Below are 24,918 nucleotides of genomic sequence, written 5' to 3'. Positions count from 1 at the left end.
CGTTGGGGTTTAAGGGGTAGGAGTCAGCGAGGCTCACCGGGCAACGGCCAACGGCCGTGCTGGTGGTGGAACTCGATGGCTGCCATGAGGGGTGGCAGGTTGTACTGGGAAATACTCAGGTCGAGCTTTTCTCCCTTGGGTCCACGGAAAGTCAAGAACTTCTGAAGGCCTTGGTCACGGAAGGAGTAGCTCACGATCTCGTGATAGGCGAGCTGGTGTTCCTTACCGAGGGTTGTCCTGAATTCCATCTCGTTATCGCCCACGTCAACATACCAATTGCGGTAGATGAACAAGAGGTATGCGCCCGCCAGCGTCACAACACCAAAGGCGATCGGCATCGCAACGGCGTCTTCGGATGAGGCCGCGAATGAGGCTAGGAGTCCCAGCAGCCCCACGACGAGGACAGGCCAGGCGAGAAACGGAATTACTTTCGGCATGCGGATCCGCCGCTTGTTCCCTTTTGAACGGTTGGGATGCTTCTTGAACCACACCGCGAGCAGGGATACCAAGAATGCGATGACAGCGACCACGCCGAAAATGAGAATATAACGCAGCACGGGGTTATCCATCGCCAACGTCCTTCCATGCAGGTTTTGGTGGTGGGTGTTCGCCAGACGATCTGAGCTCCATCATCGACGGCCCACACATACTTTTCGCCTACTATTTAACAGCCTTTGAACCGAAAACCGGGGACGTGTGGATAAATGTTGCTGCGGCCCCCGCTTGGAGAGACGAGCAACGGGAGCTGTGGTGGATTAAATGACACTGGTCGGGCTTGTCAGAAACCTGACAAGCCCGACCAGTGTCATTTTGCTGTCTGGGCTAGCCCACGCCTAGGTAGGCCTCCTTGATGGCCGGATTAGCCAGCAGCTCCTTGCCCGTGCCGCTGTGGGTGATGGCGCCGGTTTCCAACACAAAGGCCCGGTGTGCACGCGCCAGGGCCTGGTTGGCGTTCTGCTCTACGAGCAGCACCGTGGTGCCCTGGCCGTTGATCTCCGTGATGATCTTGAAGATCTGCCGGATGAACTGCGGCGCCAAGCCCATGGATGGCTCGTCCAACAGCAGCAGCTTGGGCCGTGACATCAGTGCCCGGCCAATCGCCAGCATCTGCTGTTCGCCACCACTCATGGTGCCCCCAAACTGCTTCTCGCGCTCCTTCAACCGCGGAAACAGCGTGAATACGCGGTCCAGGTCTTCGGATACACCGGTGCGGTCCTTGCGACCAAAAGTGCCCATGTCCAGGTTTTCCAGCACCGTCATGGCCGGGAAAATTCCGCGACCTTCCGGTGCCTGCGAGATGCCTTGAACCACCCGGATGTGCGCCTTCATCTTGGTGATGTCTTCACCCATGAACTTAATGGAGCCACTAGACGGGTTGAGCAGACCGGAGATGGTCTTCATGGTGGTAGTTTTGCCGGCACCATTGGCACCGATAAGGGAGACGATCTCCCCCTCCTCCACTTTGAAGGTCATGCCGTGGATCGCCTGGATCCTCCCGTAATGGACAGAGATATCGTCCAGCTCAAGCAAAGTCATCTTCAGGCTCCCCTAGGTAGGCGGAAATCACGCGCGGATCTTCACGAATGTCGTGCGGCTTGCCATCGGCGATCTTCTTGCCGAATTCCAACACCACAATTCTGTCCGTGACGCCCATGACGAGTTTCATGTCGTGCTCAATCAGCAGCACCGTGTAGCCGTCGTCCCGGATCGTCCGGATGAGCTGCATGAGCTCCTCCTTCTCCGCCGGGTTGAAGCCGGCCGCCGGCTCATCCAGACACAGCACCTTTGGATCGGTGGCCAGTGCCCGCGCAATTTCAAGACGGCGCTGGCTGCCATAGGAGAGGTGCCTGGAAAGGGTCGCAGCATCGTCGGCAATGCCCACGAATTCCAACAACGCCATGCCTCGCTCAATGGCGCTTTTCTCCTCACGGATGTGCCGGGGCAGACGCAACAACGCTCCCACAACACTTGTCTTATGTCTGGCGTCCAAGCCAACAACAACGTTCTCTAGGGCTGTCATTTCCCCGAAGAGGCGGATGTTCTGGAACGTTCGGGCAAGTCCGGCACGGGTGATCTTGTGTTGCTTCATGCCGTTGAGCAGTCGCCCCTCCAGCAGCACTTGGCCACTGGTGGGTTTATACACGCCAGTCATGGCATTGAAACACGTGGTCTTCCCTGCACCGTTGGGACCGATCAATCCCAGAATTTCACCGCGCTTGATGTTGAAGCTGACGTCATCCATGGCCACGAGTCCACCGAACTTCATGGTCAGATTCTTCACTTCCACGAGGTTGTCACCAACCTCAACAGAGAATGAACGTTCAGGGGCCACAGTTTCGGCAACTCCAAGGTCAAGGCCGCCAGCTGCCAGCGCCTCAGTATTCACTGAGGCTTGGGGGTCAAGTGATTCACTCATCATGCCCCCTCAGCGCTGTGCTTGGGCGTTGGCAGTGTTGCTGTTGCCGTTGCCGCTGGTGAGCCGGGGTCGGATGGACCGCCGGGCTCCTTTGCAGACTTGGCAATCCTGCGCCGGACATCGGCGTAAGCCTTAGTGCCGTAGGCCAGCAACCTCTGCTTGGCCGGAACCAGGCCCTGGGCGCGGTAAATCATGATCAACACCAGGGCGATGCCGAAGATCAAGAACTTGTACTCCGCGATGGCCGTGAAGCGCAGCGGAATGTAAGCCACCAAAGCACCACCTAGGATGGCACCCACCTTGTTGCCTGAGCCGCCCAGAACAACTGCCGCGACAAACAAAATGGAAGTCACGACGTCGAACTTCTGGTTGTTGACGAAGCCAACCTGACCGCCCATGAGAGCTCCGGCCAGACCGCCAACACCGGCGCCGAGCGCGAACGCCCAGACCTTGTACTTGAACGTTGGCACGCCCATGGTCTCGGCGGCGTCCTCGTCCTCGCGGATGGCAATCCAGGCGCGGCCAACGCGGCTGCGCTCCATATTGCCCACCAGGAAGAGCATGACGATCAGGATGGACAGTGTCAGCCAATACCATGGGGTGCCGTTGGAGTTGGCGAAGATGGGGATTCCGTCGGCGCCCACGCCCGGCGGGTGACCCACGTTCTGGAAGCCGGGCTGGCCCTTCATGGCCGGGATGATGGTGGCGAGAATGCGGACAATTTCGCCGAAGCCCAGGGTCACGATGGCCAGGTAGTCACCGCGCAGGCGCAGCGTGGGCAGGCCCAGGAGCACGCCCACAAACATTGAGACGGCGATGGCGACAGGCAGGGTCCACAGGTACGGGATCTTGATGAATGCGGAGTCCGGGCTGGTCAGCATGGCCGCCGTGTAGGAGCCCACCGCGAAGAAGGCAATGTAGCCCAGGTCGAGGAGGCCAGCGTAACCAATTACGATGTTCAGGCCGACGGCGACGAGTGCGTAAATCGCCATGAGCTGGCAGGCGAGTGGCCAGTCGTTGCCGGGTTCGGTGGTGAGGAACGGGATGTTCAGGACCGGCAGGAAGAATGCGAGCACCACGATGGGGAAAAGGAACAGCCACTGTTTTTGGCGAGTCATTTCCCGCCAGCGGTCGCTCCAGCCGGCAAACACACTGTGCGGACGCGCAACGGCTGCACTGGCTCCGAGCGGTGTCCCGGTGGCGTCGGTTTTGGCTGTGACCTGATCGGATTTGGCGGTCTGCAGGGGTTTGGGTCCGTCTGACATGCTCATGCCTTGCTCCTTCCCAGCGAGGTGCCGAGGATTCCTTCGGGGCGGAACAGCAGTACCAGCACCAGCACCATGAAGGCCACTACGTCGGTCCACTGGGAGTTGCCCAGCAGAATCTGTCCATAGTTACCAATCAAGCCAAGCAGCAGGCCACCGAGGAGGGCGCCGCGGACGTTACCGATGCCGCCCAGGACGGCGGCCGCAAAGGCCTTGATGCCGAGGATGAAGCCGCCGTTGTAAACCACTCCGGAGGGGATTTTCATGGTGTAGAACAGGGCCGCCGCACCGGCGAGGATGCCGCCGATCACGAAGGTGGTGATGATGATCTTTTCCTTGTTCACACCCATCAAGGTGGCGGTGTCAGGATCCTGCGCCACGGCGCGAATGCCGCGGCCGGTGCGGGACTTGCTGATGAAGCGTTCGGTGATCACCATCATGATGACGGCGGCCGTGACGATCAGCAGCTGGTCGTTGTAGATGTAGGTGCCGAACAGTTCAAATACTGGTTTGGTTTGGAACATGGTCAGGGCCTGTTCTGGAACGGGGCCACGCCACAAGAAGATCAGGTACTGGATGGTGAAGGAGGCGCCGATAGCGGTGATCAAGAAGACCAGGCGCGGGGCGTTGCGTTTGCGCAGCGGTTTATAGGCCAGCCGTTCCAGCAAAAAGGCTGCCAACGCCGCGGCTATGATACCCACGATCAGTGCCAGCAGTAAGTTCAAAACGATCGCGCCGACGTCGAGGTTCGGGGCGGAGGGGCCAAATCCGAGGAAAGACAGGGTGAACCAGACGCCGAAACAGCCAATGATGAACACTTCGGAGTGGGCAAAGTTAATGAGGTTCAAAACACCGTAAACAAGGGTGTAGCCGAGGGCCACAAGTGCGTAGATGGAGCCGAAGGTCAGGCCGTCAAAGGTTGCCGACCAAAAGTTTTGTGCCAGCGCTACAAAGTCCAGCGTAATCCAGTCGCTGGTCGGTGCCGCCACAAGTATGGATGGGATCATGGGAAGTGTCCGTTTCCTTCCGGGGCGTCCGGCAGATTATGCCAGCGGCCCCGCAAAGTAGAGGGGTGGCTAAAGGTGCTTGCACGGCAATGCTGTGGGGCGGATAATCCACCCCACAGCATTGGCCGTCAGGTGGGAATTACTCCCCGATGGCACCAATGGGAACAATCTTGCCGTTCTCCACCTTGTAGCCGTAGACGGTCGGGGCCTGCAGCTCGCCCTTGTCATTCCACTTGTAGTGCTTGCTCAGCCCATCCTTGTCGTAGGTCTTGACCCATTCCAGGAGTGAAGCGCGGTCCTGGTTGCCGGCGTCAATGCCAGAGAGCAGCACGGTTGCGGCGTCGTAACCTTCAATGGAGTACGTTCCGGGATCGATGCCGGCCAGTGCCTTGTAGTCCTTGGCGAAGGTCGGGATCAACTCGCCCGGGATGCAGGGGCAGGTGAAGTAGGCGTTCTTGGAAGCATCGCCTGCCTGCTTGATGAACTGATCATCCTTGAGACCATCCGGGCCAATGAAGGTTCCGGTGTAGCCCTTGTTGACCAGCTGCTGATCAAACGGTGCACCTTCTGCGTAGTAGCCGGAGTAGAAGACGGCGTCAGCCTTGGAGTTCATGATCTTGGAGATCGTGGCCGAGAAGTCCTTCTGTCCCTGTGTGACCTTGTCGATGCCGGCCAGTGCGTCGCCGAGACCCTCCTCAGTGGTCTTGCCTAGGCCGATGCCGTATTCGGAGTCATCCTGAACAATGTAGACCTTCTTGGCCTTCAGCTGCTCGGTCATGAACTTGGCAGCTGCCGGGCCCTGAACTGCGTCGTTGCCTAGTCCGCGGAAGAACGTGGTCCAGCCGTTTTCGGTCAGACCCGGGTTGGTGGCGGCCGGGGTCACGTGGACCAGCTTAACCTGCTCGAAGATGTTGCCGGTGGCCTTGGACTCACCGGAGAACGGCAAACCGACCACACCGATGATGCCTTCTTCTTTGGTGGCCTGGGTGACCGGGCCGGTGGCCTTGTTCGGGTCACCTTCGGTATCAAACTTCTTGAACTGCACCTGGCAGTCCGGGTTCGCTGCGTTGTGCTCGTTGATGGCCAACTGCACACCGTTGAAAATATTGATACCGAGCTGCGCGTTAGCACCCGTCTGAGCGCCGACGTACGCCAGCGTGGTGGTGTCCGCACACTTGGCTTTCCCATCGCCGGCGGGCAGGACCGCGTCCTTGGGCGTATCAATGGAGGTCAGTGCCGGAATGTTGATAGCGCTACCGCTGCCGCCCGCTTCCGAACTGCTTCCACCCTCCGGGGCCGCCGTGTTTGCACAGCCACCGAGTAGCATCCCAAAAGTGGCGGCGGCCGCCAGTGTGGTCATAACTCTCTTGCGCATCATTAATTAGCCTTTCAAAGTAATCGCCACTGCCCTCGGAACGCCGTCGTCCCGGGTAACACTGGCTTCACATGCTCTCGACCCTACCCCCCGGTATGTGATACTCAGCACACTATTTGCGTAAAGATCTGGTAACAGATGCCCTACCGCGTATTTATCTTGCGCTCCAAGACGTACGACGGCGTGTCCCGCGCAAGATTCTTAGCCTCACCACTTATCGGCACTCACCTCGTGCGGGCCCGTTTACGGCGTTTCTGCTGCCGTTATTGACATAACCTCCCGGCGCTCGATCCTTGGATTCCAAATCGCAGATAATGCGACGATTCCGCCCAATTCTTCGCGTTAGCTGCTGTCTGGAATCCGCCGTTCGCGTTAGCTGCTGTCTGGAATCCACGGCGTCGCATCATCTGCTGTCTGGATTCCACCATGTCGCCTTCCGGGCAGCAAAAACCCGCCTCCGGATTCCAAATCGCAGATAATGCGACGATTCCGCCCAATTCTTTGCGTTAGCTGCTGTCTGGAATCCACGGCGTCGCATCATCTGCTGTCTGGAATCCGCCGTTCGCGTCATCCGCTGTTTGGATTCCGCAAGCGATTCCGGGCAGCGATTCCGGGCAGCAAAAAACCCGCCTCCACTAAGGAAACGGGTTTTTTCGCTGCGTACTGTACGGCTCAGCGGCTTAGGCAGACGCTATCCAGACGCTGCTAGGACTAAGCAGTCCAGCAAGACTAGGCAGTCAGTGCCGCAATGGTCTTGTTCAGCAGAGCCGACGGGCGCATGATGGCTGCGACCTTGGCTGCGTCGGGGTGGTAGTAGCCACCCAGATCGACGGGCGAACCCTGAACCTCGGCGAGTTCAGCGATGATCGCATCCTCGTTGCTGGTCAGCTCGGCTGCTACTGCTGCGAAAGCTGCGGCAAGTTCAGCGTCCACGGTCTGGGCTGCCAGTTCCTGGGCCCAGAACTTGGCCAGGTGGAAGTGGCTGCCGCGGTTGTCGATCTCGCCAACCTTGCGCTTCGGGGACTTGTTCTCGAGCAAGAAGGTTCCGGTTGCGCGGTCCAAGGTATCAGCCAGAATCTGCGCGCGGGCGTTACCTTCGGTCACGGCGAGGTGCTCGAAGCTGACGGCCAGTGCCAGGAATTCACCGAGTGAATCCCAACGCAAGTGGTTTTCCTTCAGAAGCTGCTGGACGTGCTTGGGAGCGGATCCACCGGCACCGGTCTCGAAGAGGCCACCGCCTGCAATCAGCGGAACTACGGAGAGCATCTTTGCGCTGGTACCCAGTTCCAGAATCGGGAACAGGTCCGTCAGGTAGTCACGGAGTACGTTACCGGTGACGGAGATGGTGTCTTCGCCGCGGCGGATGCGCTCAAGGGTGAAGGTAGTTGCCTTCTCCGGTGACAAGATCTGGATGTCCAGTCCGTCGGTGTCGTGGTCCTTGAGGTATTCGTTGACCTTGACGATGAGGTTGGCATCGTGGGCGCGAGTCTCATCGAGCCAGAATACGGCCGGGGTGGCTGAGGCACGGGCGCGGGTGACGGCCAGCTTGACCCAGTCCTGAACCGGGATGTCCTTGACCTGGCAGGCGCGCCAGATGTCTCCAGCTTCGACGTCGTGCTGGATCAACACGGTGCCAGCAGCGTTGACGATCTGCACGGCGCCGGCTTCGCTGAGCTCGAAGGTCTTGTCGTGGCTGCCGTATTCCTCGGCGGCCTGAGCCATGAGACCAACGTTGGGAACGGTGCCCATGGTGGTGGGGTCGAAGGCGCCGTGTGCACGGCAATCATCGATCGTGGCCTGGTAGACACCGGCGTAGCTGCTGTCGGGCAGAACTGCCAAGGTGTCATGTTCTTGACCGTCAGCACCCCACATGTGACCGGAGGTGCGGATCATGGCGGGCATGGAGGCGTCAACAATCACGTCAGAAGGGACATGGAGGTTGGTGATGCCCTTATCGGAATCGACCATGGCCAGAGCCGGGCCGTTCTCGTAACCGCTCTTGATGGCGGCTTCAACACCGGCACGCACGTCCTCGGGCAGTTCGCCCAATCCGTTGAGGATGGAAGCCAAGCCGTTGGCCGGGCTCAGGCCGGCAGCTGCCAACGCTTCGCCGTAGTTGGCAAACAGTTCCGGGAAGTAAGCCTTGACCACGTGGCCGAAGATGATGGGGTCAGAAACCTTCATCATGGTGGCCTTCAGGTGCGCCGAGAGCAAGATGCCCTCTTCCTTGGCGCGGGCCACCTGTGCTGCCAGGAACTCATCCAGCGCTGCGGCGCGCATGACGGTGCCGTCAACAATTTCGTTGGCCAAAACCGGGAAAGAATCCTTCAACACGGTGGTGGTGCCATCGGCGGCAACGAACTGAATCTTGATCTTGTCATCGGCTTCGATGACAACGGACTTCTCGTTGTGGCGGAAATCGCCGGAATCCATGGTTGCGACGTTGGTCTTGGAATCAGCGGACCAGGCACCCATGCTGTGCGGGTTGGCCTTGGCGTAGTTCTTCACAGACAACGGTGCGCGGCGATCCGAGTTACCTTCGCGCAGGACCGGGTTCACGGCGCTGCCCTTGATCTTGTCGTAGCGGGCGCGAACGTCTTTTTCCTCATCGGTGGAGGGATCGTCCGGGTAGTCCGGAAGCGCGAAGCCCTGGCCCTGCAGTTCGGCAATGGCTGCCTTCAGCTGCGGGATGGAGGCGCTGATGTTCGGCAACTTGATGATGTTGGCATCCGGGCTCTTGGCCAGGGCGCCCAATTCGGCCAGTGCGTCGCCAACGCGCTGCTCATCGTTGAGGTATTCGCCGAAAACGGAAATGATACGACCGGACAAGGAGATGTCACGGGTCTCTACGTCTACGCCAGCGGTGGAGGCGAAGGCCTCAACAATCGGCAGAAGTGAGTACGTGGCCAACATGGGCGCTTCGTCTGTCAGGGTGTAAATAATTTTGGCCATGGGTGAAGCCTCTTTCCTGCGAAAATTCAATGGATTACTTAAGAATCTGGTGATCTTCTTTCCCTCCTAACTTACCCGAGAGAGCGGTTTTGGCCGCTATCGGAGAGTTTGGTGACGCACAGAGCGACACTCGCTAGAAGTGAACTTAGCCTTGCTTACTGTGCGAAGTAGAGGATTTCGCCGTAGCTTAGAAGTTATGGAACTTAAAGGAAAACTCGCAGACGCCATCAACGACCAAATCACTCTCGAAATCCAGGCTTCGGTGGTTTACCGCCAGCTGGCTATCGAAATGGAAGTCCTGGACTTGCCCGGGATCTCCGGCTGGTTCTTGGCCCAGTCGGCCGAGGAACTGGTACATGCTCAGAAATTCACCAGCCATATGACGGACCGGAACGCCACTCCCAAGATCGGCACCATCACGGCCCCGAACGTCACCATTGACTCGGTACTCGAAGCATTCGAGGCCTCCTTGGCGCACGAGCAGAAGGTCTCCGAATCTATTCGTAACCTGTACCGTCTGGCCATGGCGGAGGGCGATATTGACTCGATCCCGCTGTTGAACTGGTTCGTTCAGGAGCAGTTGGAAGAGGAAGCATCCGTGGGTGAAATCATTGGCCGCGTAAAGCTGATCAGCGAGGACGGCAACGGCCTGTTGCGTTTGGATGCCGAGCTCGGCTCCCGCCAGGCCCCGCCCGTAGCCTAGCCCGCCCCGCTCCCCCACCTTTCGGGGTGTTTCCCGACGCCCCCGACGTTCGTTTTTAAGGACGACGGCGGGAGGTCACCTTTTCACAAAAGGTGACCTCCCGCCGTCGTCCTTCAGAGGAAAACTAGCGGCGACGCATCGCTACCACGATGCCCACCAGCAGGGCGAGGAACGCCAGCGTGGCCACACCGATGATCAGCGTGGCGAGCACGCCGGGTTGCCACAGCAGCCAATCCAGCATGTTAGTGGAAGAAGTGGCGCGCACCGGTGAAGTACATGGTGATGCCTGCTGCGTTGGCCGCGGCGATGACTTCCTCATCGCGCACGGAACCGCCCGGCTGGACCACGGCGCGGACACCGGCGTCGAGCAGGATCTGCAGGCCGTCGGCGAACGGGAAGAACGCGTCCGAGGAGGCCACGGCGCCCTTAGAGCGCTGCGCCGAGACACCGGTTGTACCTGAGGCACCGCCGGCTGCGTCAACATCGGATTCCACCGTGACCCCGAGCGTGTTGGCCCGCTCAACGGCCAGCTTGCAGGAGTCCACGCGGTTGACCTGGCCCATGCCGATGCCCACTGCGGCGCCGTTATTGGCGAGCAGAATGGCGTTGGACTTGGCTGCACGGACAGCGGTCCAGGCGAACTTCAGGTCCGCGAGGGTCGCCTCATCGGCGGGGGCGCCGGCTGCGAGGGTCCAGTTGGCGGTGTCGTCGCCGTCGGCGTCAACCTTGTCGGACATCTGGACCAGCATGCCGCCGGAAACCTGACGAACCTCGGCCGGGTAACGGCCGTAGCCCTCAGGCAGGGCGAGCAGGCGAATGTTCTTCTTCGCCGAGAGGATCTCCACGGCTTCGGGCTCGAAGTCCGGTGCGATGACAACCTCAGTGAAGATGCCGGCAACCGTGCGGGCCATGGCGGCCGTGACGGTGCGGTTAGCTGCGATGACGCCGCCGAATGCGGAGAGCGGATCGCAAGCGTGAGCCTTGGCGTGTGCGTCGGCGATGGGGTCTGCGGCATCCGGGGAGGCCACGGCCACGCCGCACGGGTTGGCGTGCTTGATGACGGCAACGGCCGGCTCATCGAAGTCGAAGGCTGCGCGGAGTGCGGCATCGGCGTCAACAAAGTTGTTGTAGCTCATGGCCTTGCCGTGGAGCTGATCTGCCTGAGCAATGCCCGACGGCGCACCCTTGTCCACGTACAGCGCTGCCTGCTGGTGGGGGTTTTCTCCGTAACGGAGCACCTCGGAGCGTTCCAGCGAGTAGCCGGCGTAGGCGGGCCAGTCGATGACACCGTCGCCGTCTTCATCGAGGAACTGAGCGGATGTCCAGGCTGCCACGGCGTTGTCGTAGGCGGCCGTGTGAGCGAAGGCTGCCGCCGCCAGACGCTGGCGGGCGCCGAGCGTGAAGCCGCCTTCATTAGCTGCGGCAATGACGGAGCCGTACTTGGCCGGGTCAACAACCACGGCAACGGAGGGGTGGTTCTTGGCTGCGGCGCGGACCATGGAGGGTCCGCCAATGTCGATCTGCTCAACAACAGCGTCCTGGCCAGCACCAGAGTTAACAGTGTCAACGAACGGGTACAGGTTGACCACGACGAGGTCGAAGGGCTCAATGTGCATCTCTTCGAGCTGGTGCACGTGGTCCGGCAGGCGGCGGTCGGCCAAGATGCCTGCGTGGATCAGCGGGTGCAGTGTCTTCACGCGGCCGTCGAGGCACTCCTGAAAACCAGTGACCTGGGAAACTTCGGTCACGGGAACGCCAGCGGCGGCGATTCGCGCGGCGGTGGAACCGGTGGAAACAATGGCAACACCGGCGGCGTGCAGGCCAGCGGCCAACTCCTCCAAACCGGTCTTGTCGTAGACCGAGATCAAAGCTCGGCGTAGGGGAACACGGTTAAGAGGAACACTGGTCACAGAAAATCTCCAAGGGTGGCTTGATGGTGGCGACACATAAAGTTTAGGCCACATCCGCGCCGGTAAGATCTCCCTTATGACTTCCAGTGATCTACACCACGCGCCGTTGCCAGTAAATGGCAGCTCCCCCGCCTTTGAAAGTGAGCTCCCGGCAGATCTCCCCCGTCTGATCAACTCGGTTATCCTTCCAGGATTTGTTGGCGCGACTGTGCCACAGTGGCTGGAAACGGCCCTCGGGAACGGGCTGGCCGGCGTCGTGTATTTCAGCCACAACATTGACCCTGACGCGCCGGAGCAGGTGTCAGCACTCTCGGCAGCCATCCGCGCCGCCAACCCCAGCGCCGTGATTGGGGTCGATGAAGAGGGCGGGAACGTCACCCGTTTGCAGGCCCGCGACGGCTCCACCATCCCCGGCGCCGCAGCTCTGGGAGCGCTGAACGAGCTGGCCACCACCGAGGCCGCCGGCCGCGCCATTGGCCGGCTGTGCCGCGAGGCGGGCATCAACTTGACCATCGCCCCGGTGGCCGACGTCAACACCAATCCGCTGAACCCGGTGATCGGCGTGCGTGCGTTTGGCGCCGACACCGCGCTGGTGAGCGTGCACACCGCCGCAGCAGTCACAGGCATCCAAACCCTGGGTGTGGCCGCCTGTGCCAAGCACTTCCCCGGGCACGGCGACACGGTGGCCGATTCGCATATGGACACCGCCCGCGTGGAGCTTTCCATGGCCCAAATGAGCGCGTTGCATCTCCCGCCGTTCCAGGCCGCGGTGGACGCCGGGGTGGCCGCCATGATGAGCGCGCACATCATCATCCCCGAGCTCGGCGAAGCCCCCGCAACCCTCAACCCGGCTGCGAGCGCGCTACTGCGAGACATGGGGTACGACGGCGTGCTCATCACCGATGCGCTGGACATGGCTGCCGTGCGCGCCACTGTTGGCCCGGGTGAGGGCGGCGTGCTGGCGCTGCTGGCCGGCAACGATCTGCTCTGCGTGGGCAACCCCCTGAACGCGTACACCACAGGCCGCGATGACGAGTCCTGCTACACCGAGGTTTACGACGCACTCTTCGCCGCCGCCATCTCCGGGCGCCTGCCTGTCGAGGTGTTGCGCCGCGCCGCCGCCCGGGTGCAGGCCTTGGCGCAGTGGTCCGCTGGGGAGGTCACCACTTCCTTGGCCGTCAAGGAAGCGGACGACGACGTCGATTGGGTTTCGGTAGCTGCCCGCGCCTGCCGCTTCGACTCACCAAGTGCAAAGCCCTCTCTCGCCGGAGCTGGCTCCGTCACCTTGGTGGATGCCCGCACCGGGCACAACATGGCAGCCGGACCCACCGAGAACTTCCTGGCCACCGCATTGAACGGCTACGGCGTCACCACCTTGGAAGCAGCCGAACTCTCCGGCGCCGAGGTGGAGGTGGCCCTCATGCAGGCCCAGGCCGACCCCGCTGGCAGCAGCACGGTGTTGGTGCTGATCGATTCCTTGGCTTCGGCCGATCAGCTGGAAATCTTGGAATTGGCTTTCGCCACGGCGCCGCAGGCAGTGTGCATCAATGCTGGTCTAGCGCCGGAATCCCCCACAGGATTTGCCGCCATCCACGCTCACGGTTTCAGCCGCGTCACCGCCCAGGCTGTGGTCCGCGTGCTGGAATCTGCTTAGGTCCTCCCACCAAGCCCACGTTCTTCCAGAAAGTAACCATGAGCTCCCCTGAAACCACCGAACCCACCGAAAACACCGAAACAACCGAAAACACCGTCGACTCCGTCCGCGCTGAGATCGGCACCCTCGTCACCGAGGCCGCCAACCCGAAGTACCCCGACCTCGGGGCCCTATCCACACAGGAACTTGTCGCCGGGATGAACAGCGAGGACGCCCTGGTCCCCGCCGCGATCGAAAAACAGCAGGAAACTATCGCCGCCATCATCGACGAGATCGCAGCCCGCATGTCCCGCGGTGGCCGCCTCATCTACGTGGGTGCAGGAACCCCCGGCCGAATGGGCATCTTGGACGCCAGCGAATGCCCTCCCACGTTCGGCACTGACCCGTCCTTGGTGGTCGGCGTGATCGCTGGCGGCCAAGCTGCCGTCAAGCAGGCCGTGGAAAACGCCGAGGACTCCGAGGAAGCAGGCGCCGCAGACATGGCCGCTCTCACCCTGACCGCGAACGATTCCGTGGTGGGCATGGCCGCCTCCGGCCGCACCCCCTACGTAATCGCCGCCGTCAAGGCCGCCCGCGCACAGGGCGCCTACACCGTGGGCTTCTCCTGCAATACGAACTCGCTCCTGGGCGCCGCGGCTGACACTGCGCTGGAGATCGAGGTGGGCCCCGAATTCCTCTCCGGCTCCACCCGTCTGAAGTCCGGCACCTGCCAAAAGCTGGTCCTGAACATGATCAGCACCATCACCATGGTCCGCCTCGGCAAGACCTACAAAAACGTCATGGTCGATCTCCGTGCCACCAACGCCAAACTCCACGCGCGCAGCGAACGTACCCTCATGCGCGTCACCGGCTGCGACGCCGCCACCGCCACCGTAGCTCTCAGCGCGGCCGGCGGACACGTCAAGGCCGCTATTCTGGCCATTATGACAGGCCTTCCCGCCGGGCAGGCCGCCACCCTGCTGGCCGAGAACGCAGGCTTCCTCCCGGCGGCCATTGACGCCGGCACCGAATAGTACTACGACGGAGATCACCTCATGAGCGCTCCTCACCTCTCACCCATGCAGGCTCCTGCTTTCTCCTCGCGGACGCAGTTACGCGGTGCTCTTCAGCGGCTGCTCAATGAGGCCGTAGCTGATGGCATTGCACCTGCCGTGAGCTGCGCCGTGGTGCTTGGCGGTAGTGAACTGCCCGTCCTCACAGCTGGCAAGGCCGGGCCGGATACCTTCTTTGACTTGGCCTCGATCACCAAGCTGTTCACCACTATCACGACGTTGGCGTTAGTAGACCGCGGGGTATTGGAACTGGATGCACCGATTGGGCGGCACTTGCGTGCCTACTCCCGCGGGAAGAAATCCACGGTGACGCTGCGGCACTTACTCACGCACACCTCTGGGCTGCCATCGGAGTGGAAAGGCTGGCATACCAGCTTGTCCGAAGGCCGCGGCTTCCACCGTACAGAATTGATCGCCGATCTGCTGACTCTGGATTTGGCCGCCGCGCCGGGGACTCGCTTTGAGTATTCTTGCGCGGGCTTCAACACGATCATGGCGCTGGCCGAGCAGGTCACGGGCACACCCTGGGCGGAATTGGTGGAGTACTGGGTGTTGGAACGGCTGGCCACCCACGACATCACGGGGACTCCGCGCCTTGAGCACTGCGCTCCCACCGAATATCAACCGGGACTGGGCCGTGGGATGGTGCGTGGGATTGTCCACGACGAGGCGGCGTGGTCGTTGGGCGGTCTGAGTGGAAATGCCGGAATGTTCGCCACGGCCGATGGGCTGCGTGTTTTCGGTACGTCCTTACTCGAGGGTTTGCCGGGCATTCTCTCCCCCACCTTGGCCGCAGACATGTGGCGACGGCAGTTGCCTGAGATGTTGGGGGCGCACTTCACCGCCGACGAACCGGGCTTTGGCCAGGGGCTTGGGCTGCGCATCAATCAGCAGCCGTGGATGGGCGACGGCGGCGCCCGGGCCCGCGGGCACGGCGGCTTTACGGGCACCTCACTCTTGGTGGACAAGAGCAAGGGCGTAGTGATTGCCTTACTGACTAACCGGGTGAACCCCAGCCGGGACGGGGATGACGCGACGGGCCTGCGCAAGTCTGTCTCCGACGTCGTCTATTCTTTTGCCTAGTGAAGCTGTGCTAGATGTGAAGCTGTGCCTGATGAGAAGCTGCGGCCAATCAGAAGGCCAATGAGAAGGAAGGCGCCATGAGTGCCCCACAAATCGCCCTGACCGGTGACCGTGTTGTCCAAGAGCTGCCCTGGAAGTGGCGTGTGCAGGGCAGCATTTTCCTCATTGGCGGGCTCGGTTTCATGTTCGACGCCTGGGATGTGACGCTCAATGGTTTCCTGATTCCGCTGCTGTCCAAGGAATGGGGGCTCTCACCCGGGCAGGCGGCGTGGATAGGCACCGCGAACCTGATCGGCATGGCCGTTGGCGCCTTTGCGTGGGGGTCTATTGCGGACATTATTGGGCGTAAAAAGGCGTTCACGCTGACGCTGCTGATCTTCTCGCTGTTCACTGTGCTCGGTGCTTTCTCAAACGAGATTGTGCTGTTTTGCGTGTTCCGCTTCATGGCCGGTTTTGGGCTGGGCGGCTGCATTCCGGTGGATTATGCGCTGGTGGGCGAGTTCACCCCGCGCAAGCACCGCGGCCGCGTGCTGACTGCCATGGATGCTTGGTGGCCCATCGGGGCGTCGCTGTGCGGTGTGGTCTCGGCGCTGCTGATGGCTTGGTTTGGTGACTGGCGTTTCCTGATGCTGGTCATGGTTTTGCCAGCGCTGCTGGTGTTTTGGGTCCGCGTGGGTGTTCCGGAATCGCCGCTATACCTGGTGCGGGCGGGGCGTCCGGCCGAGGCCAAGGCCGTGATTGACTCTTTGATCCAACGGACCGGCGCGGATGTTGGGGAATGGGTGCTGCCGGATCCCGCCACTGCTCCGAAGCTCTCGCTGGGCAAGGTCACCGACCAGTTGGCGGGACTGTGGCGCTTCAACTGGCGTATCACCGGCGTTGCCTGGTCGCTGTTCCTAACCATCTTGTTGGTCTACTACGGCGCACTGACCTGGATGCCGTCCATTCTGGTGTCCACTGGCTACGCCGAAAATAAGGCTTTTATGGCCACGGCGGCCATGACCGGGATCGGGCTGCTCGGCGTGATTGCCGCTGCCCTGCTGGTGGAGAGAGTCGGCCGGAAATGGATTCTAGCCATCACGGGTCCGTTGGCAGCCCTCTCCTTGGTGATCTTCGCGCTGGTGCTGGATGCTCCCCTAGCCTCACAAATCTGGCTGCTGGTGTTTGGCTTCGTCATCCAGGTGGCCATCCCGGTCCTCTACACCTATGTGTCTGAGCTGTACCCCACGCATCTGCGGGCCACCGGCTTTGGCTGGGCCTCCACCATCTCGCGGGTGGGCGCCGGCTTGGTGCCGCTGATCTTCGGCTCCATCCTGTGGCCGGTACTGGGCCTGCCGCTGACATTTGCGCTGACCGGCGGCCTAGTGCTGCTGGCCGTGATCTGGATGGCGTTCTCGGCCCCCGAAACCAAGGGCGCAGCACTGGACTAAGTGCCAGTGTGGATCGCAGCAACACCTCGCATTCATCCATCTTGAGCAGGTAGTCTATTGCCGACCATAAATCCCCTGTGTAAGGACTATCAATGAGTGCCCTGCTTCCCACTGCCTTCGCCACCGCCGGACTCCTCGGCGGATATCAGACCGCACGTGCCACCAAGAACCGTCAGTTGGGCGGCGCCGTGCTGGCTGCCGCGGGTGCCGCAGCGTTTATGGGCTGGAAGAAGAACTCCGGGACCGGGACCGCAGTTGCCCTGACCCTCGGCTACGTGGCAGCTTTTGGCGGTTCGCACCCACTCGCCAAGAAGATGGGCGCCTGGCCAGCCGTCTACACCGTCACCGCCGCAACCGCTGTTGCTTCGTTGGCGTTTGGCCGTGCCAAAAAGTAGCTCCTGAAGGATTGGGATGCGGGCACCCAGCGCGGCTGCCCGCATCCCGTCCACCAGAGGGGCCGTAGACTATGACTCTTAGCAATTCACGCACCATCGCTGCGAGAGAAAGGTAGCCATGGACCTCGCCGCCGATACCACCGGCTTCCTCTCGAGCTTCTGGATTTACCTGATGGGCGGGGGTTTTGTCATGGCCTCGGCCATCATCCCGCCCATTCCCAGCACCACAGTCTTCGTGGCCTTGGGTGCCATTGCCGGGCTCGACGGCGGACCCGCTGCGGTCCCGCTGGTGCTCGCCATGATGGCTGGTGCCATGGCCGGAGACCTGCTCACTTATTGGGGAACCAAGTTATTGGGCCACACACGTTGGGGCGCGAACCGTGGTCCCCGGCGTCAGCGAGCCGTTGATGCGGCCACCCGCAGACTGCGTCAGCGCCCGTTCATTTTCATGCTGACCTCGCGGTTCATTCCGCTGGGGCGCTTGTCTTCCAACATTGCCGCCACCATAGCTGGCTACCCACTGCAGGCCTTCACCGTGTTTTCGCTGGTGTCGGCAGCGATTTGGTCAGTGTATTCGGTGGGTATCGGCATTCTGACCCAGTTCTGGCCTGGGATCTCCATCCAAGTGGCCGTTGTCATTGCGATTGCTGTGTCGCTAGCCCTGGGCTGGCTCTTGGGAAAAGTCTCCGCCTGGTTCCTGGACAGAAAAAACCCACAGCAAGTACCCGCCGTCGTTCCTTAAGGGCATGGCGCAGAGCAAAGCATGGCGCAGAGCGAAGTCATGCCGCACAGCGAGAGAAGAGATCAGGCGCGGGCTAGATCGCCCAGAACCTTGATGAGCAGTTCGCGTTCGGCCACTTTGATGCGTTCGTGGAGTGAGTCCTCTGTGTCGTCGGGGAGGATGGCCACGGGTGTTTGGGCGATGATGGGTCCGGTGTCCACACCGGCGTCGGCGAAGTGCACGGTGCAGCCGGTGACTTTCACGCCGTAGGCCATGGCGTCGCGGACGCCGTGAGCGCCCGGGAAGGCCGGGAGTAGGGCCGGGTGCGTGTTGACGTAGCGGCCCTCGAAAGCGTTGATGAAGCTGGGGGCCACAATGCGCATGAATCCGCTGGAGACCACGTAGTCCGGCTTGTAAGAAGCTACCTTTTCCAGCAGCGCCGCGTCCCATTCGGTGCGGGTGGAGTAGTCCTTGAAGTTCACGACAAAAGTTTCCAGGCCGGCGTCGGCCGAGCGCTGAACACCAAAAGTGTCGGGCCGGTCAGCGCCCACCGCAACGATCTCCAGGGGCAGACTGCCGTCGGCGACGGCGTCGATCACGGCTTGAAGATTTGAACCAGTTCCGGAAACTAAAACAACTATGCGCATGCCCTCAATTTTAGGGGCAAGAGGTGGGCAAGCCCTATTCGGGGTGCTCTTCAGGGCGTCGGGGCAAAGCCATCGACGGGCGCTCTCCTTCTAGCCATGGTCCGGCTAGGGCACCGATCATGACACCGACAGCGACTTCAATTCCTAGCCACATCGCCGCGCTTAGCGGATCCGGGCCCACCTGGGTCAGCCGGCCAATGCCGACCGAGCCTTGCGATATCCAGAACAGGATCCCGCTAAGGAAAGCTGTCACAGCACCAATGACTGCGCCGAGGAAAAGCGTGGAGACCGGCAGGGAGATCCAACGCTGGCGCACCTTGAGGGAGAACCATTCGTCGAAATGGTTCTCGCCAGCACGAATAAACCACCATCCGGCGAGGACACCGGCGGCTACGGGAACGATCAGAGCGGCGAACCCCCAAGACAATTCACCAACTGGCAGCGCCGCCAACAGTGGAATGGGCGGCACGGGAGCCACGCTGGTGGCCAGCGGGGACACGGTGGAGCCAACGCCTAAAGCGAAGCCATCCCCGCCTGTCCATGCCAAGGTCCAGATGGCTAGGTTGGGCATGAACCCCAGTTGGGCCAAGGTCAGCGCGGCACCCCCCACGGCTCCGGGACGTAAGGCTTGGTAGACACCGACGATGTCGTTCCAGCGTGCCATGACGGTGATGGTCAGCAGCAGGGCTGAAAGGGCGAGTGCGGCCATGGTCGCCACGAAACTGGCCCGCACCGCAGAGACTGCATAGGATCCAGCCCAGCGTTGGTCCTGACTGGTTCGAGAGATCCAATCTGCGGCATTGACGCCAATGAGTCTGCCCCAGGAACCTGCCTCTAGACGGGAGCCGATGATCAGGCCGGCCCCGGCCGGGATGAGCGGGATCAACGTGCTGGCAATCAGTGGTGCACTAACCTCGGGTGAACTGCAGACAAAAGCAGTGGCGAGTCCGGCGCCGGCGTATACGGCCAGGGCACCGAACAAAGGCTGCCACAGCTGGTCCGTGTAGGAGGCGCGAGCCAGGCGGCGACCGGAGCGCCACGAGAGTAAGAAGGGAATCAGGACCAGTCCCAGTGGTAAAAGACTGAAGAAGCCTGTTTCCAGTGATGCAGAACTGGGCCCGCTGGTCTGAGTCAGTTCCAGTGGAACACCGTGGCCAAGCAGCCAGATATGGCCCGCCAAGCGGGCTGCTACCGATACGTCCTGCTGAGCAAAGCCTCCCGTAAACCAGGTGGCTGCCAACGGAATGGCCACAATGAGCGCCGAGATCACGAACATCTGGGTGGCTTCAAAGGCCCCTTGCAGCCACAGCGGCATAGGTATTCCGTTGCGCTGGGGCAGGTCCGCTTTGCTGTTCATCGTCTTCAATGGTGCCACATGGCAGGCCATGGGCTTGTCAACGGCGCTAGTTTAGTTGGCCACAGGGCTTCAGGGTGGGTCCGGGACCGGACTGCAGACCCCGCCATGTGGTGACGGGTTGGATTTGAAAACGTAGATGATGCGATGAAAATCGTGAATCTGTCGCGTCTTCTGCAGTCTCGAACAGGTCCAGCGCAGCATCTGCTGTTTCGAAGCAGAACCGGTAGCAGAGACTAAAACGGCGCCTAAAAGTAGAGGCTAATACGGGGATTACACGAGAGCTTAAACGTCGCTTTAAAACACATAAGGCCCGGGATATCCCGGACCTTATGTGTTCAAGCCGCTAGGCCTAAAGAATATGCGGTTGCCCGCAAGTTTTCTTTAGAATTAGATAGCCTGGATGTTGACTGCCTGAGGACCCTTGGGACCCTGCTCAACATCAAAGGAAACCTTCTGGTTTTCTTCGAGGGAGCGGTAGCCCGAGGAGTTGATCGCGGAGTAGTGCGCGAAAACGTCCTGTGACTGGTCATCGGGAGAGATGAAGCCGAAGCCCTTTTCAGCGTTGAACCACTTGACGGTACCTGTTGCCATTATTTCTATTTCCTTCTGAAGTTGGAGATTCCGCCCGACCTTCGGGCCTCCGTGTACGGTGTAAGTCCGCTTCTCCAGAAAAGCGACGTCTTCCCCGAAAGGATGGCGTCGCTTCAACTACAAAAAACGCAACACTACAACTGCCTCTAAGTATACATGTCTGTAGCGGTCGTGCCACTTATTACTGAGAGGTGCGTCACCCAAGGGCTCAACTGGTAGAAATGTCGCGGCCAGATCGTTGATTTTCCGCGGTTCTTGAATTGGGAATTGCGATATGTCACTCAGTGTTTCCCAAAAGTTTACCGGGCATGTCGCGTAATAGAGGGCGAAACATTGCAACGTGCCCGCGATTCAGTGCCCACCCAACCCTGATGGTGCCCACCCAACCCTGATGTAGAGCGGAGGTATGGCTGACGTATAGTTGTGCCCAATGTGCTGGATCCGCGAACGGGCACCACTATGACCAGGAACAGCTAGGAACAAGGGCGAGGGGACGATCATGCAACGCACTAGCATGTCACTGCGCCTCGTCACTCAGGCACTGGTTCTAGCTTTTATTGCCTTAGTACTGGTGGTGGCTGGCTGCACAGGAGCCCAGGCATCCTCGAAGCAACTGGCTGCAGCAACTCCGGTGTCTACTGTTCTTATAGAGACCACTCTTGTAGCGAGCACCGCAGTGGATCGGCCTCCGGTCTGTATACCGGGCCGCGACAAGACCCGGGTGGAGACCAACGCAGCCTCCCCGTCATCTGCTGCGCTGCACTACTGCCCCACGGGTATCTCGGTGCGAACCGCAGCCCACCTTGGCAATGACAGCCGGGCGTCGCAACTCTCAGGGCGAATCCCTGCAGCTTTGACGCATCTGGATCTTGGGATCGTACGGACGTAGACGTAGCTGCGCCGCACCCAACTTGGCGATTAGTGCCAAGGGTGAGTGTCCGGCGTCGAACGTGTCCTTATATACATGGAGCGCTGCCGAGCGTCCGCACTCTTGAGCGGTCGCGGTCCGGGTGCGCCCGCACATTCCAAGAGAGTTTCCCATGACCATGAAAAGCACCAGGAATTTGATCCTGGCATTGGTGATTGCTGCCGTCGTTGTTCTGAGCATTATTTTTGTAGGCGCCGCCGCGCAAGAGGACCGGCTAAAGGCTGCCACCCCAACCCTTACACCTACTACGACGGCGTCCGCCGCGGGGCAGCCGGCCCCAGAATTTACGCTGGAGCGGAGGGTCGACGGCGATCCGATGTCCTTGGGTGCCGTGGACGCTCCTGTGGTGATGATTGAGTATTCGGATTACCGGTGCCCGTTCTGCGGTGTTTATGCGCGGAAAACGCAGCCGGAAATCATCAAGAAGTATGTGGATACCGGGAAGTTGCGCATTGAGTGGCGTGATCTGCCCGTGTTGGGTGAGGCCTCGGCGACGGCGGCTGTGGCGGCTCGTGCGGCTGGCGAGCAGGGACTGTTTTGGGAATTCAACGAGGCCGTTTATGCCGCGGCACCTGAACGCAGCAAGGCTGAGCTTTCTGAGCCGGAGCTGCTGGCGTTTGCGAAAACGGTGGGCGTGCCGGACATGGCCAAGTTCGCCTCGGATTTGAAGAGCCCGGCGTTGATGGCCTTGGTGCAGGCAGATTTGCAGGAGGGTACCTCGTTGGGATTGAACAGCACGCCCACGTTTGTCATCAACAATCAGGCGATTCCGGGTGCCCAGCCCCTGGAGATCTTCACCCAAGTGATTGACGAAGCGCTGGCACAGGTTCCGTAGCCGTGGATATCGGATACACGGGGGCGTTGCTGGGCGGGATCCTGACGCTGCTCAGTCCGTGTTCGGTCATGTTGCTGCCGGCATTTTTTGCGTACGCCTTCGCTAGTCCCACTCAACTGCTGGGCCGCACGGCTTTGTTTTATGCTGGACTGCTTACAACGCTGGTGCCGTTGGGGCTGCTAGCGGGCTTACTTGGTTCGCTCGTCATGCAAAACCGGGGCGTGCTGGTCACTGTTGCGGCGGGGATTGTCATGGTAATTGGTGTCTTGCAGATCATCGGCGTGGAGTTTCCGGGCCTGAGCCGCCGCGCCGGAGGGACGTCCGCTGTCTCTGTCTTTGTGCTCGGTTCCGTGTACGGCGTGGCCGGCGTTTGTGCTGGGCCCATCCTCGGGTCGGTGCTGGCGGTGGCTGCTGCTGGCGGAAATCCTGTGTACGGCGGGATCATGCTGGCCATTTTTGCTTTGGGCATGGCGCTGCCGCTGAGTGTCCTCTCGCTGTTCTGGACCAAGCTGCGTCTAGGTCAGCGCGGTTGGCTGAAACCGCGCCGCATCCGGATCGGACCGTGGGAAAACTCCCTGTGGATGCTGGTATCAGGGGCACTCTCGGTGGCGATCGGCGTGCTGCTACTGACAACCCAAGGGACCTCATCGCTGGGCAGCATGCTCAGCATCGATGCCCAGTACGAGGCGGAATCGTGGGTGGTGGCGTTTTCCGCAGGGATCCCCAACGTGTGGTTCGGCGTGGCTGCGTTGGCCGTGCTGGCGGTGGCCGGCGGGCTGTATATGTGGCGGGCGCGGAGGGCTGAAAAGGCTGCTGCAGCACGTCAGGTAGAGGCATCATGATCGCCACCGTGGTGCAGAATCTGCGCTACTGGCCATTGCGGCGCTGGCTATCCGGCGCCGCGGCAGCCGTGCTCATTTACGTGGTGGTGGCCATCCCCACGGTGCTGATCCCCAACAATTTCTTCAGCCGCGAGATCCCGCCAACGTGGTGGTCCTACACGGCATTGGGCCTCAGCTCGCTGATCACCGGGCTGCTCGTGGCGACTTACGTCGCCTCCCCCATTGCCCGCACGGGGGCCACCAACAAGTCGGGCGTTTTCGCCTCATTGCTCACATTCTTCGCCGTGGGCTGCCCCGTGTGCAACAAGCTGGTGCTGCTGGCGCTGGGCACCACCGGCGCCATGAAGTTCTTCGAGCCGTTCCAGCCCATTCTGGCTGTGCTCTCCATCGGCCTGCTGGTGTGGGCCCTGCTGCGCCGGATTTCCCAGGAGAATGCTTGCCCGGTTCCTTCCTCTTTATAAGGGAAGTACGACGGCGTCACCCGCCTCCCTTCCCTGCCCCACCATCCCGCGCGGATGTGTGGGCAGACCGGCGTTCGCGAAGGTGGCGCCCACGCTGTCATGAAAGTCGGAGGCAAGTGAACGGTGGCTCCGCATCACTACGAAATCGACGAGATCACAGCCAAGTGGACCAGCCAGCAGATTGACTGGACATAGGGACGTGCGAGTCATCGCCTCAGCGGAACGCAGCGGCGAGCACTGGAGCATTGAGGTTCCTGAGCTGGACGGGGCGTTCACCTCGGCCAAGCGCCTTGGCCAGGTGCAGCCCGATTGGGGATGGGCGCTGCAATGAGTGGCGCTGTTGTGCGTGCAAAATAGATTAGTTCTGCTGGCCGTCTGACAGCTTCCCTTCAAGCCACGACGCAACCTGCGGCCACAGGCCGTCCCGCAATCCTCGGCGGAAGAATCCCATGTGGCCAATGGCCGGGACCCCGAAATCGGCAGGGGAATACGTGCGCCGCTCAACCTCGGCCACCACAAGGCGGTCCGTGATGGCTTCGATTTGCTGCGGCGTGGCCCATGGATCGTCGCTGAAGCCGATGGACAGCAGCGGGGCGGTGATCATTGCCGCCCGCTCGGCTGCACGCATGCTGGGATCGTCAAAGAAATAGCCGGGCAGCTTCGACCACCGGCTCCATTCGAGCATGGCCGCCGCCGGAAAATCCTCACCAAGGCCCAGCTTGCTACCCGGCATATAGCCGAGCACCCTGCTGGCCAGCGGTCCGGCCGCGCTGAGAATCAGCCACACCTTCGCCCGCTCCGCCAGCCCGCGAACTGTCGCCGTCACCCCGGCATGCGAGGCAATCCCCACAACACCGCTGAGCCCCTCAACACCTGATCCTAGGGCCAACGCATGGGCGCCCACACTGTGCCCGATCGCAAAGCGGGGCAGATCCGGGAACTTGTCGGCGGCCCACCCGGCAACGTCCGGAACATCCTGGTCCATCCAATCGCGTACGCGCACTTCCGGATGGGCTTGCGGAGCTCCGGAGCGGCCCGTGCCGCGGTAATCGTAGGTCACCACGGCGTATCCCAGCTCCGCGAGGTAGCCCGAGAATCCTGAATACAGCCGCTCGGGAACGGCGGTCGCCGGGTGGATGACCACTAGGGCACGCGGTTCCCGGCCGGTTGGCTCTCGCAACGTGCCGCGAAGCTGCCCGCCACCCCGCGAAGCAATGGACAGATCGGTGGATGCCACAAGATTGCTCACATTGTTACCCATGGGTAACATGATAGCCGCCCAGCACAGATTTGC

The 24,918-nt window shown here is 61.2% G+C and carries 25 protein-coding genes; 12 read left to right on the top strand and 13 right to left on the bottom strand.

Annotation, left to right across the window (positions count from 1 at the left end; genetic code table 11):
• Nucleotides 1-23: 23 nt before the first annotated feature.
• The 7 genes from AB0O97_RS08775 to AB0O97_RS08745 form a co-directional block, all read right to left on the bottom strand.
• Entirely contained in the window at nt 24-569 is a 546-nt protein-coding gene (locus tag AB0O97_RS08775) for a hypothetical protein (protein WP_363881802.1), read from the bottom strand.
• A 253-nt stretch (nt 570-822) separates the two neighbouring features.
• A complete protein-coding gene (locus AB0O97_RS08770; protein WP_363881839.1) occupies nt 823-1,530 on the bottom strand; it encodes an ABC transporter ATP-binding protein in 708 nt (235 codons plus the stop codon).
• On the bottom strand, nt 1,523-2,419 hold the full coding sequence (locus AB0O97_RS08765) for an ABC transporter ATP-binding protein (RefSeq protein WP_363881800.1): 897 nt from the start codon (nt 2,417-2,419) through the stop codon (nt 1,523-1,525). The genes AB0O97_RS08770 and AB0O97_RS08765 overlap by 8 nt, the downstream gene beginning before the upstream one ends.
• Nucleotides 2,416-3,687: a branched-chain amino acid ABC transporter permease gene (locus AB0O97_RS08760; protein ID WP_363881798.1), complete on the bottom strand. Its 1,272-nt coding sequence runs from the start codon at nt 3,685-3,687 to the stop codon at nt 2,416-2,418. The genes AB0O97_RS08765 and AB0O97_RS08760 overlap by 4 nt, the downstream gene beginning before the upstream one ends.
• On the bottom strand, nt 3,684-4,688 hold the full coding sequence (locus AB0O97_RS08755) for a branched-chain amino acid ABC transporter permease (protein WP_363837134.1): 1,005 nt from the start codon (nt 4,686-4,688) through the stop codon (nt 3,684-3,686). Before AB0O97_RS08755 ends, AB0O97_RS08760 begins: the two co-directional genes overlap by 4 nt.
• A 139-nt stretch (nt 4,689-4,827) precedes the next feature.
• Nucleotides 4,828-6,066, bottom strand: a complete 1,239-nt coding sequence (locus AB0O97_RS08750; RefSeq protein ID WP_363881796.1) for a branched-chain amino acid ABC transporter substrate-binding protein — start codon at nt 6,064-6,066, stop codon at nt 4,828-4,830.
• Between the two features lie 726 nt (nt 6,067-6,792).
• Entirely contained in the window at nt 6,793-9,015 is a 2,223-nt protein-coding gene (locus AB0O97_RS08745; RefSeq protein WP_363881794.1) for an NADP-dependent isocitrate dehydrogenase, read from the bottom strand.
• Nucleotides 9,016-9,211: 196 nt separating this feature from the next.
• Between AB0O97_RS08745 and AB0O97_RS08740 the strand changes: the two genes are divergently transcribed.
• On the top strand, nt 9,212-9,718 hold the full coding sequence (locus AB0O97_RS08740; RefSeq protein ID WP_363881792.1) for a ferritin: 507 nt from the start codon (nt 9,212-9,214) through the stop codon (nt 9,716-9,718).
• Nucleotides 9,719-9,842: 124 nt separating this feature from the next.
• Here AB0O97_RS08740 and AB0O97_RS08735 read toward each other — a convergent pair whose 3' ends face one another.
• Nucleotides 9,843-9,983, bottom strand: coding sequence for a hypothetical protein (locus AB0O97_RS08735; protein WP_363881790.1), 141 nt, complete (start codon nt 9,981-9,983; stop codon nt 9,843-9,845).
• On the bottom strand, nt 9,961-11,628 hold the full coding sequence (gene purH / locus AB0O97_RS08730) for a bifunctional phosphoribosylaminoimidazolecarboxamide formyltransferase/IMP cyclohydrolase (protein WP_363881788.1): 1,668 nt from the start codon (nt 11,626-11,628) through the stop codon (nt 9,961-9,963). Before purH ends, AB0O97_RS08735 begins: the two co-directional genes overlap by 23 nt.
• 76 nt (nt 11,629-11,704) lie before the next feature.
• On the opposite strand from purH, the gene AB0O97_RS08725 reads away from it, so the two are divergent.
• The 6 genes from AB0O97_RS08725 (at nt 11,705) to AB0O97_RS08700 (ending at nt 17,984) form a co-directional block, all read left to right on the top strand.
• Nucleotides 11,705-13,282 carry a glycoside hydrolase family 3 N-terminal domain-containing protein gene (locus AB0O97_RS08725; protein ID WP_363881786.1) on the top strand — a complete coding sequence of 526 codons (1,578 nt, stop codon included), beginning with the start codon at nt 11,705-11,707 and terminating at the stop codon, nt 13,280-13,282.
• A gap of 38 nt (nt 13,283-13,320) precedes the next feature.
• Complete coding sequence (gene murQ, locus AB0O97_RS08720) at nt 13,321-14,295, top strand: N-acetylmuramic acid 6-phosphate etherase (protein WP_363881784.1); 975 nt, start codon at nt 13,321-13,323, stop codon at nt 14,293-14,295.
• A 21-nt stretch (nt 14,296-14,316) separates the two neighbouring features.
• Nucleotides 14,317-15,417, top strand: a complete 1,101-nt coding sequence (locus AB0O97_RS08715) for a serine hydrolase domain-containing protein (RefSeq protein WP_363881782.1) — start codon at nt 14,317-14,319, stop codon at nt 15,415-15,417.
• A gap of 77 nt (nt 15,418-15,494) precedes the next feature.
• Nucleotides 15,495-16,847, top strand: coding sequence for an MFS transporter (locus tag AB0O97_RS08710; protein ID WP_363881780.1), 1,353 nt, complete (start codon nt 15,495-15,497; stop codon nt 16,845-16,847).
• Nucleotides 16,848-16,939: 92 nt separating this feature from the next.
• Nucleotides 16,940-17,242, top strand: a complete 303-nt coding sequence (locus AB0O97_RS08705) for a hypothetical protein (protein WP_363881778.1) — start codon at nt 16,940-16,942, stop codon at nt 17,240-17,242.
• A 118-nt stretch (nt 17,243-17,360) separates the two neighbouring features.
• Nucleotides 17,361-17,984 (top strand): VTT domain-containing protein, encoded by a 624-nt coding sequence (locus tag AB0O97_RS08700; protein WP_363881776.1) that lies wholly within the window; start codon nt 17,361-17,363, stop codon nt 17,982-17,984.
• 62 nt (nt 17,985-18,046) lie between these two features.
• Here AB0O97_RS08700 and purN read toward each other — a convergent pair whose 3' ends face one another.
• From purN to AB0O97_RS08685, 3 genes are all read right to left on the bottom strand, one after another.
• Nucleotides 18,047-18,610 carry a phosphoribosylglycinamide formyltransferase gene (purN, locus tag AB0O97_RS08695; RefSeq protein ID WP_363837169.1) on the bottom strand — a complete coding sequence of 188 codons (564 nt, stop codon included), beginning with the start codon at nt 18,608-18,610 and terminating at the stop codon, nt 18,047-18,049.
• A 34-nt stretch (nt 18,611-18,644) separates the two neighbouring features.
• Nucleotides 18,645-19,967, bottom strand: coding sequence for a DUF6350 family protein (locus AB0O97_RS08690; RefSeq protein WP_363837171.1), 1,323 nt, complete (start codon nt 19,965-19,967; stop codon nt 18,645-18,647).
• 387 nt (nt 19,968-20,354) lie between these two features.
• Nucleotides 20,355-20,558, bottom strand: a complete 204-nt coding sequence (locus AB0O97_RS08685; protein WP_038467205.1) for a cold-shock protein — start codon at nt 20,556-20,558, stop codon at nt 20,355-20,357.
• A 499-nt stretch (nt 20,559-21,057) separates the two neighbouring features.
• Here AB0O97_RS08685 and AB0O97_RS08680 point away from each other — a divergent pair, with 499 nt between their 5' ends.
• The 5 genes from AB0O97_RS08680 (at nt 21,058) to AB0O97_RS08660 (ending at nt 23,955) form a co-directional block, all read left to right on the top strand.
• Nucleotides 21,058-21,447 carry a hypothetical protein gene (locus AB0O97_RS08680; RefSeq protein ID WP_363837176.1) on the top strand — a complete coding sequence of 130 codons (390 nt, stop codon included), beginning with the start codon at nt 21,058-21,060 and terminating at the stop codon, nt 21,445-21,447.
• Between the two features lie 151 nt (nt 21,448-21,598).
• Entirely contained in the window at nt 21,599-22,321 is a 723-nt protein-coding gene (locus AB0O97_RS08675; protein ID WP_363881774.1) for a DsbA family protein, read from the top strand.
• Between the two features lie 2 nt (nt 22,322-22,323).
• Nucleotides 22,324-23,163 carry a cytochrome c biogenesis CcdA family protein gene (locus AB0O97_RS08670; RefSeq protein WP_363881773.1) on the top strand — a complete coding sequence of 280 codons (840 nt, stop codon included), beginning with the start codon at nt 22,324-22,326 and terminating at the stop codon, nt 23,161-23,163.
• A complete protein-coding gene (locus tag AB0O97_RS08665) occupies nt 23,160-23,624 on the top strand; it encodes a hypothetical protein (RefSeq protein ID WP_363837181.1) in 465 nt (154 codons plus the stop codon). The genes AB0O97_RS08670 and AB0O97_RS08665 overlap by 4 nt, the downstream gene beginning before the upstream one ends.
• Nucleotides 23,625-23,805: 181 nt before the next feature.
• Nucleotides 23,806-23,955, top strand: a complete 150-nt coding sequence (locus AB0O97_RS08660; protein ID WP_363837185.1) for a hypothetical protein — start codon at nt 23,806-23,808, stop codon at nt 23,953-23,955.
• A gap of 27 nt (nt 23,956-23,982) precedes the next feature.
• Here AB0O97_RS08660 and AB0O97_RS08655 read toward each other — a convergent pair whose 3' ends face one another.
• Entirely contained in the window at nt 23,983-24,885 is a 903-nt protein-coding gene (locus AB0O97_RS08655) for an alpha/beta fold hydrolase (RefSeq protein WP_363837187.1), read from the bottom strand.
• Nucleotides 24,886-24,918 lie beyond the last annotated feature (33 nt).

Source organism: Specibacter sp. NPDC078692, assembly GCF_040686835.1.
Lineage (GTDB): Bacteria > Actinomycetota > Actinomycetes > Actinomycetales > Micrococcaceae > Specibacter.
This window is presented reverse-complemented; position numbering and strand designations above follow the sequence as displayed.

Coding starts and splice junctions, on each gene's coding strand:
- AB0O97_RS08775 (WP_363881802.1), bottom strand. CDS start 569: ATGGATAACCCCGTGCTGCGTTATATTCTCATTTTCGGCGTGGTCGCT.
- AB0O97_RS08765 (WP_363881800.1), bottom strand. CDS start 2,419: ATGATGAGTGAATCACTTGACCCCCAAGCCTCAGTGAATACTGAGGCG.
- AB0O97_RS08760 (WP_363881798.1), bottom strand. CDS start 3,687: ATGAGCATGTCAGACGGACCCAAACCCCTGCAGACCGCCAAATCCGAT.
- AB0O97_RS08755 (WP_363837134.1), bottom strand. CDS start 4,688: ATGATCCCATCCATACTTGTGGCGGCACCGACCAGCGACTGGATTACG.
- AB0O97_RS08750 (WP_363881796.1), bottom strand. CDS start 6,066: ATGATGCGCAAGAGAGTTATGACCACACTGGCGGCCGCCGCCACTTTT.
- AB0O97_RS08745 (WP_363881794.1), bottom strand. CDS start 9,015: ATGGCCAAAATTATTTACACCCTGACAGACGAAGCGCCCATGTTGGCC.
- AB0O97_RS08740 (WP_363881792.1), top strand. CDS start 9,212: ATGGAACTTAAAGGAAAACTCGCAGACGCCATCAACGACCAAATCACT.
- AB0O97_RS08725 (WP_363881786.1), top strand. CDS start 11,705: ATGACTTCCAGTGATCTACACCACGCGCCGTTGCCAGTAAATGGCAGC.
- murQ (WP_363881784.1), top strand. CDS start 13,321: ATGAGCTCCCCTGAAACCACCGAACCCACCGAAAACACCGAAACAACC.
- AB0O97_RS08715 (WP_363881782.1), top strand. CDS start 14,317: ATGAGCGCTCCTCACCTCTCACCCATGCAGGCTCCTGCTTTCTCCTCG.
- AB0O97_RS08710 (WP_363881780.1), top strand. CDS start 15,495: ATGAGTGCCCCACAAATCGCCCTGACCGGTGACCGTGTTGTCCAAGAG.
- AB0O97_RS08705 (WP_363881778.1), top strand. CDS start 16,940: ATGAGTGCCCTGCTTCCCACTGCCTTCGCCACCGCCGGACTCCTCGGC.
- AB0O97_RS08700 (WP_363881776.1), top strand. CDS start 17,361: ATGGACCTCGCCGCCGATACCACCGGCTTCCTCTCGAGCTTCTGGATT.
- purN (WP_363837169.1), bottom strand. CDS start 18,610: ATGCGCATAGTTGTTTTAGTTTCCGGAACTGGTTCAAATCTTCAAGCC.
- AB0O97_RS08690 (WP_363837171.1), bottom strand. CDS start 19,967: ATGAACAGCAAAGCGGACCTGCCCCAGCGCAACGGAATACCTATGCCG.
- AB0O97_RS08685 (WP_038467205.1), bottom strand. CDS start 20,558: ATGGCAACAGGTACCGTCAAGTGGTTCAACGCTGAAAAGGGCTTCGGC.
- AB0O97_RS08680 (WP_363837176.1), top strand. CDS start 21,058: ATGCAACGCACTAGCATGTCACTGCGCCTCGTCACTCAGGCACTGGTT.
- AB0O97_RS08675 (WP_363881774.1), top strand. CDS start 21,599: ATGACCATGAAAAGCACCAGGAATTTGATCCTGGCATTGGTGATTGCT.
- AB0O97_RS08665 (WP_363837181.1), top strand. CDS start 23,160: ATGATCGCCACCGTGGTGCAGAATCTGCGCTACTGGCCATTGCGGCGC.
- AB0O97_RS08655 (WP_363837187.1), bottom strand. CDS start 24,885: ATGGGTAACAATGTGAGCAATCTTGTGGCATCCACCGATCTGTCCATT.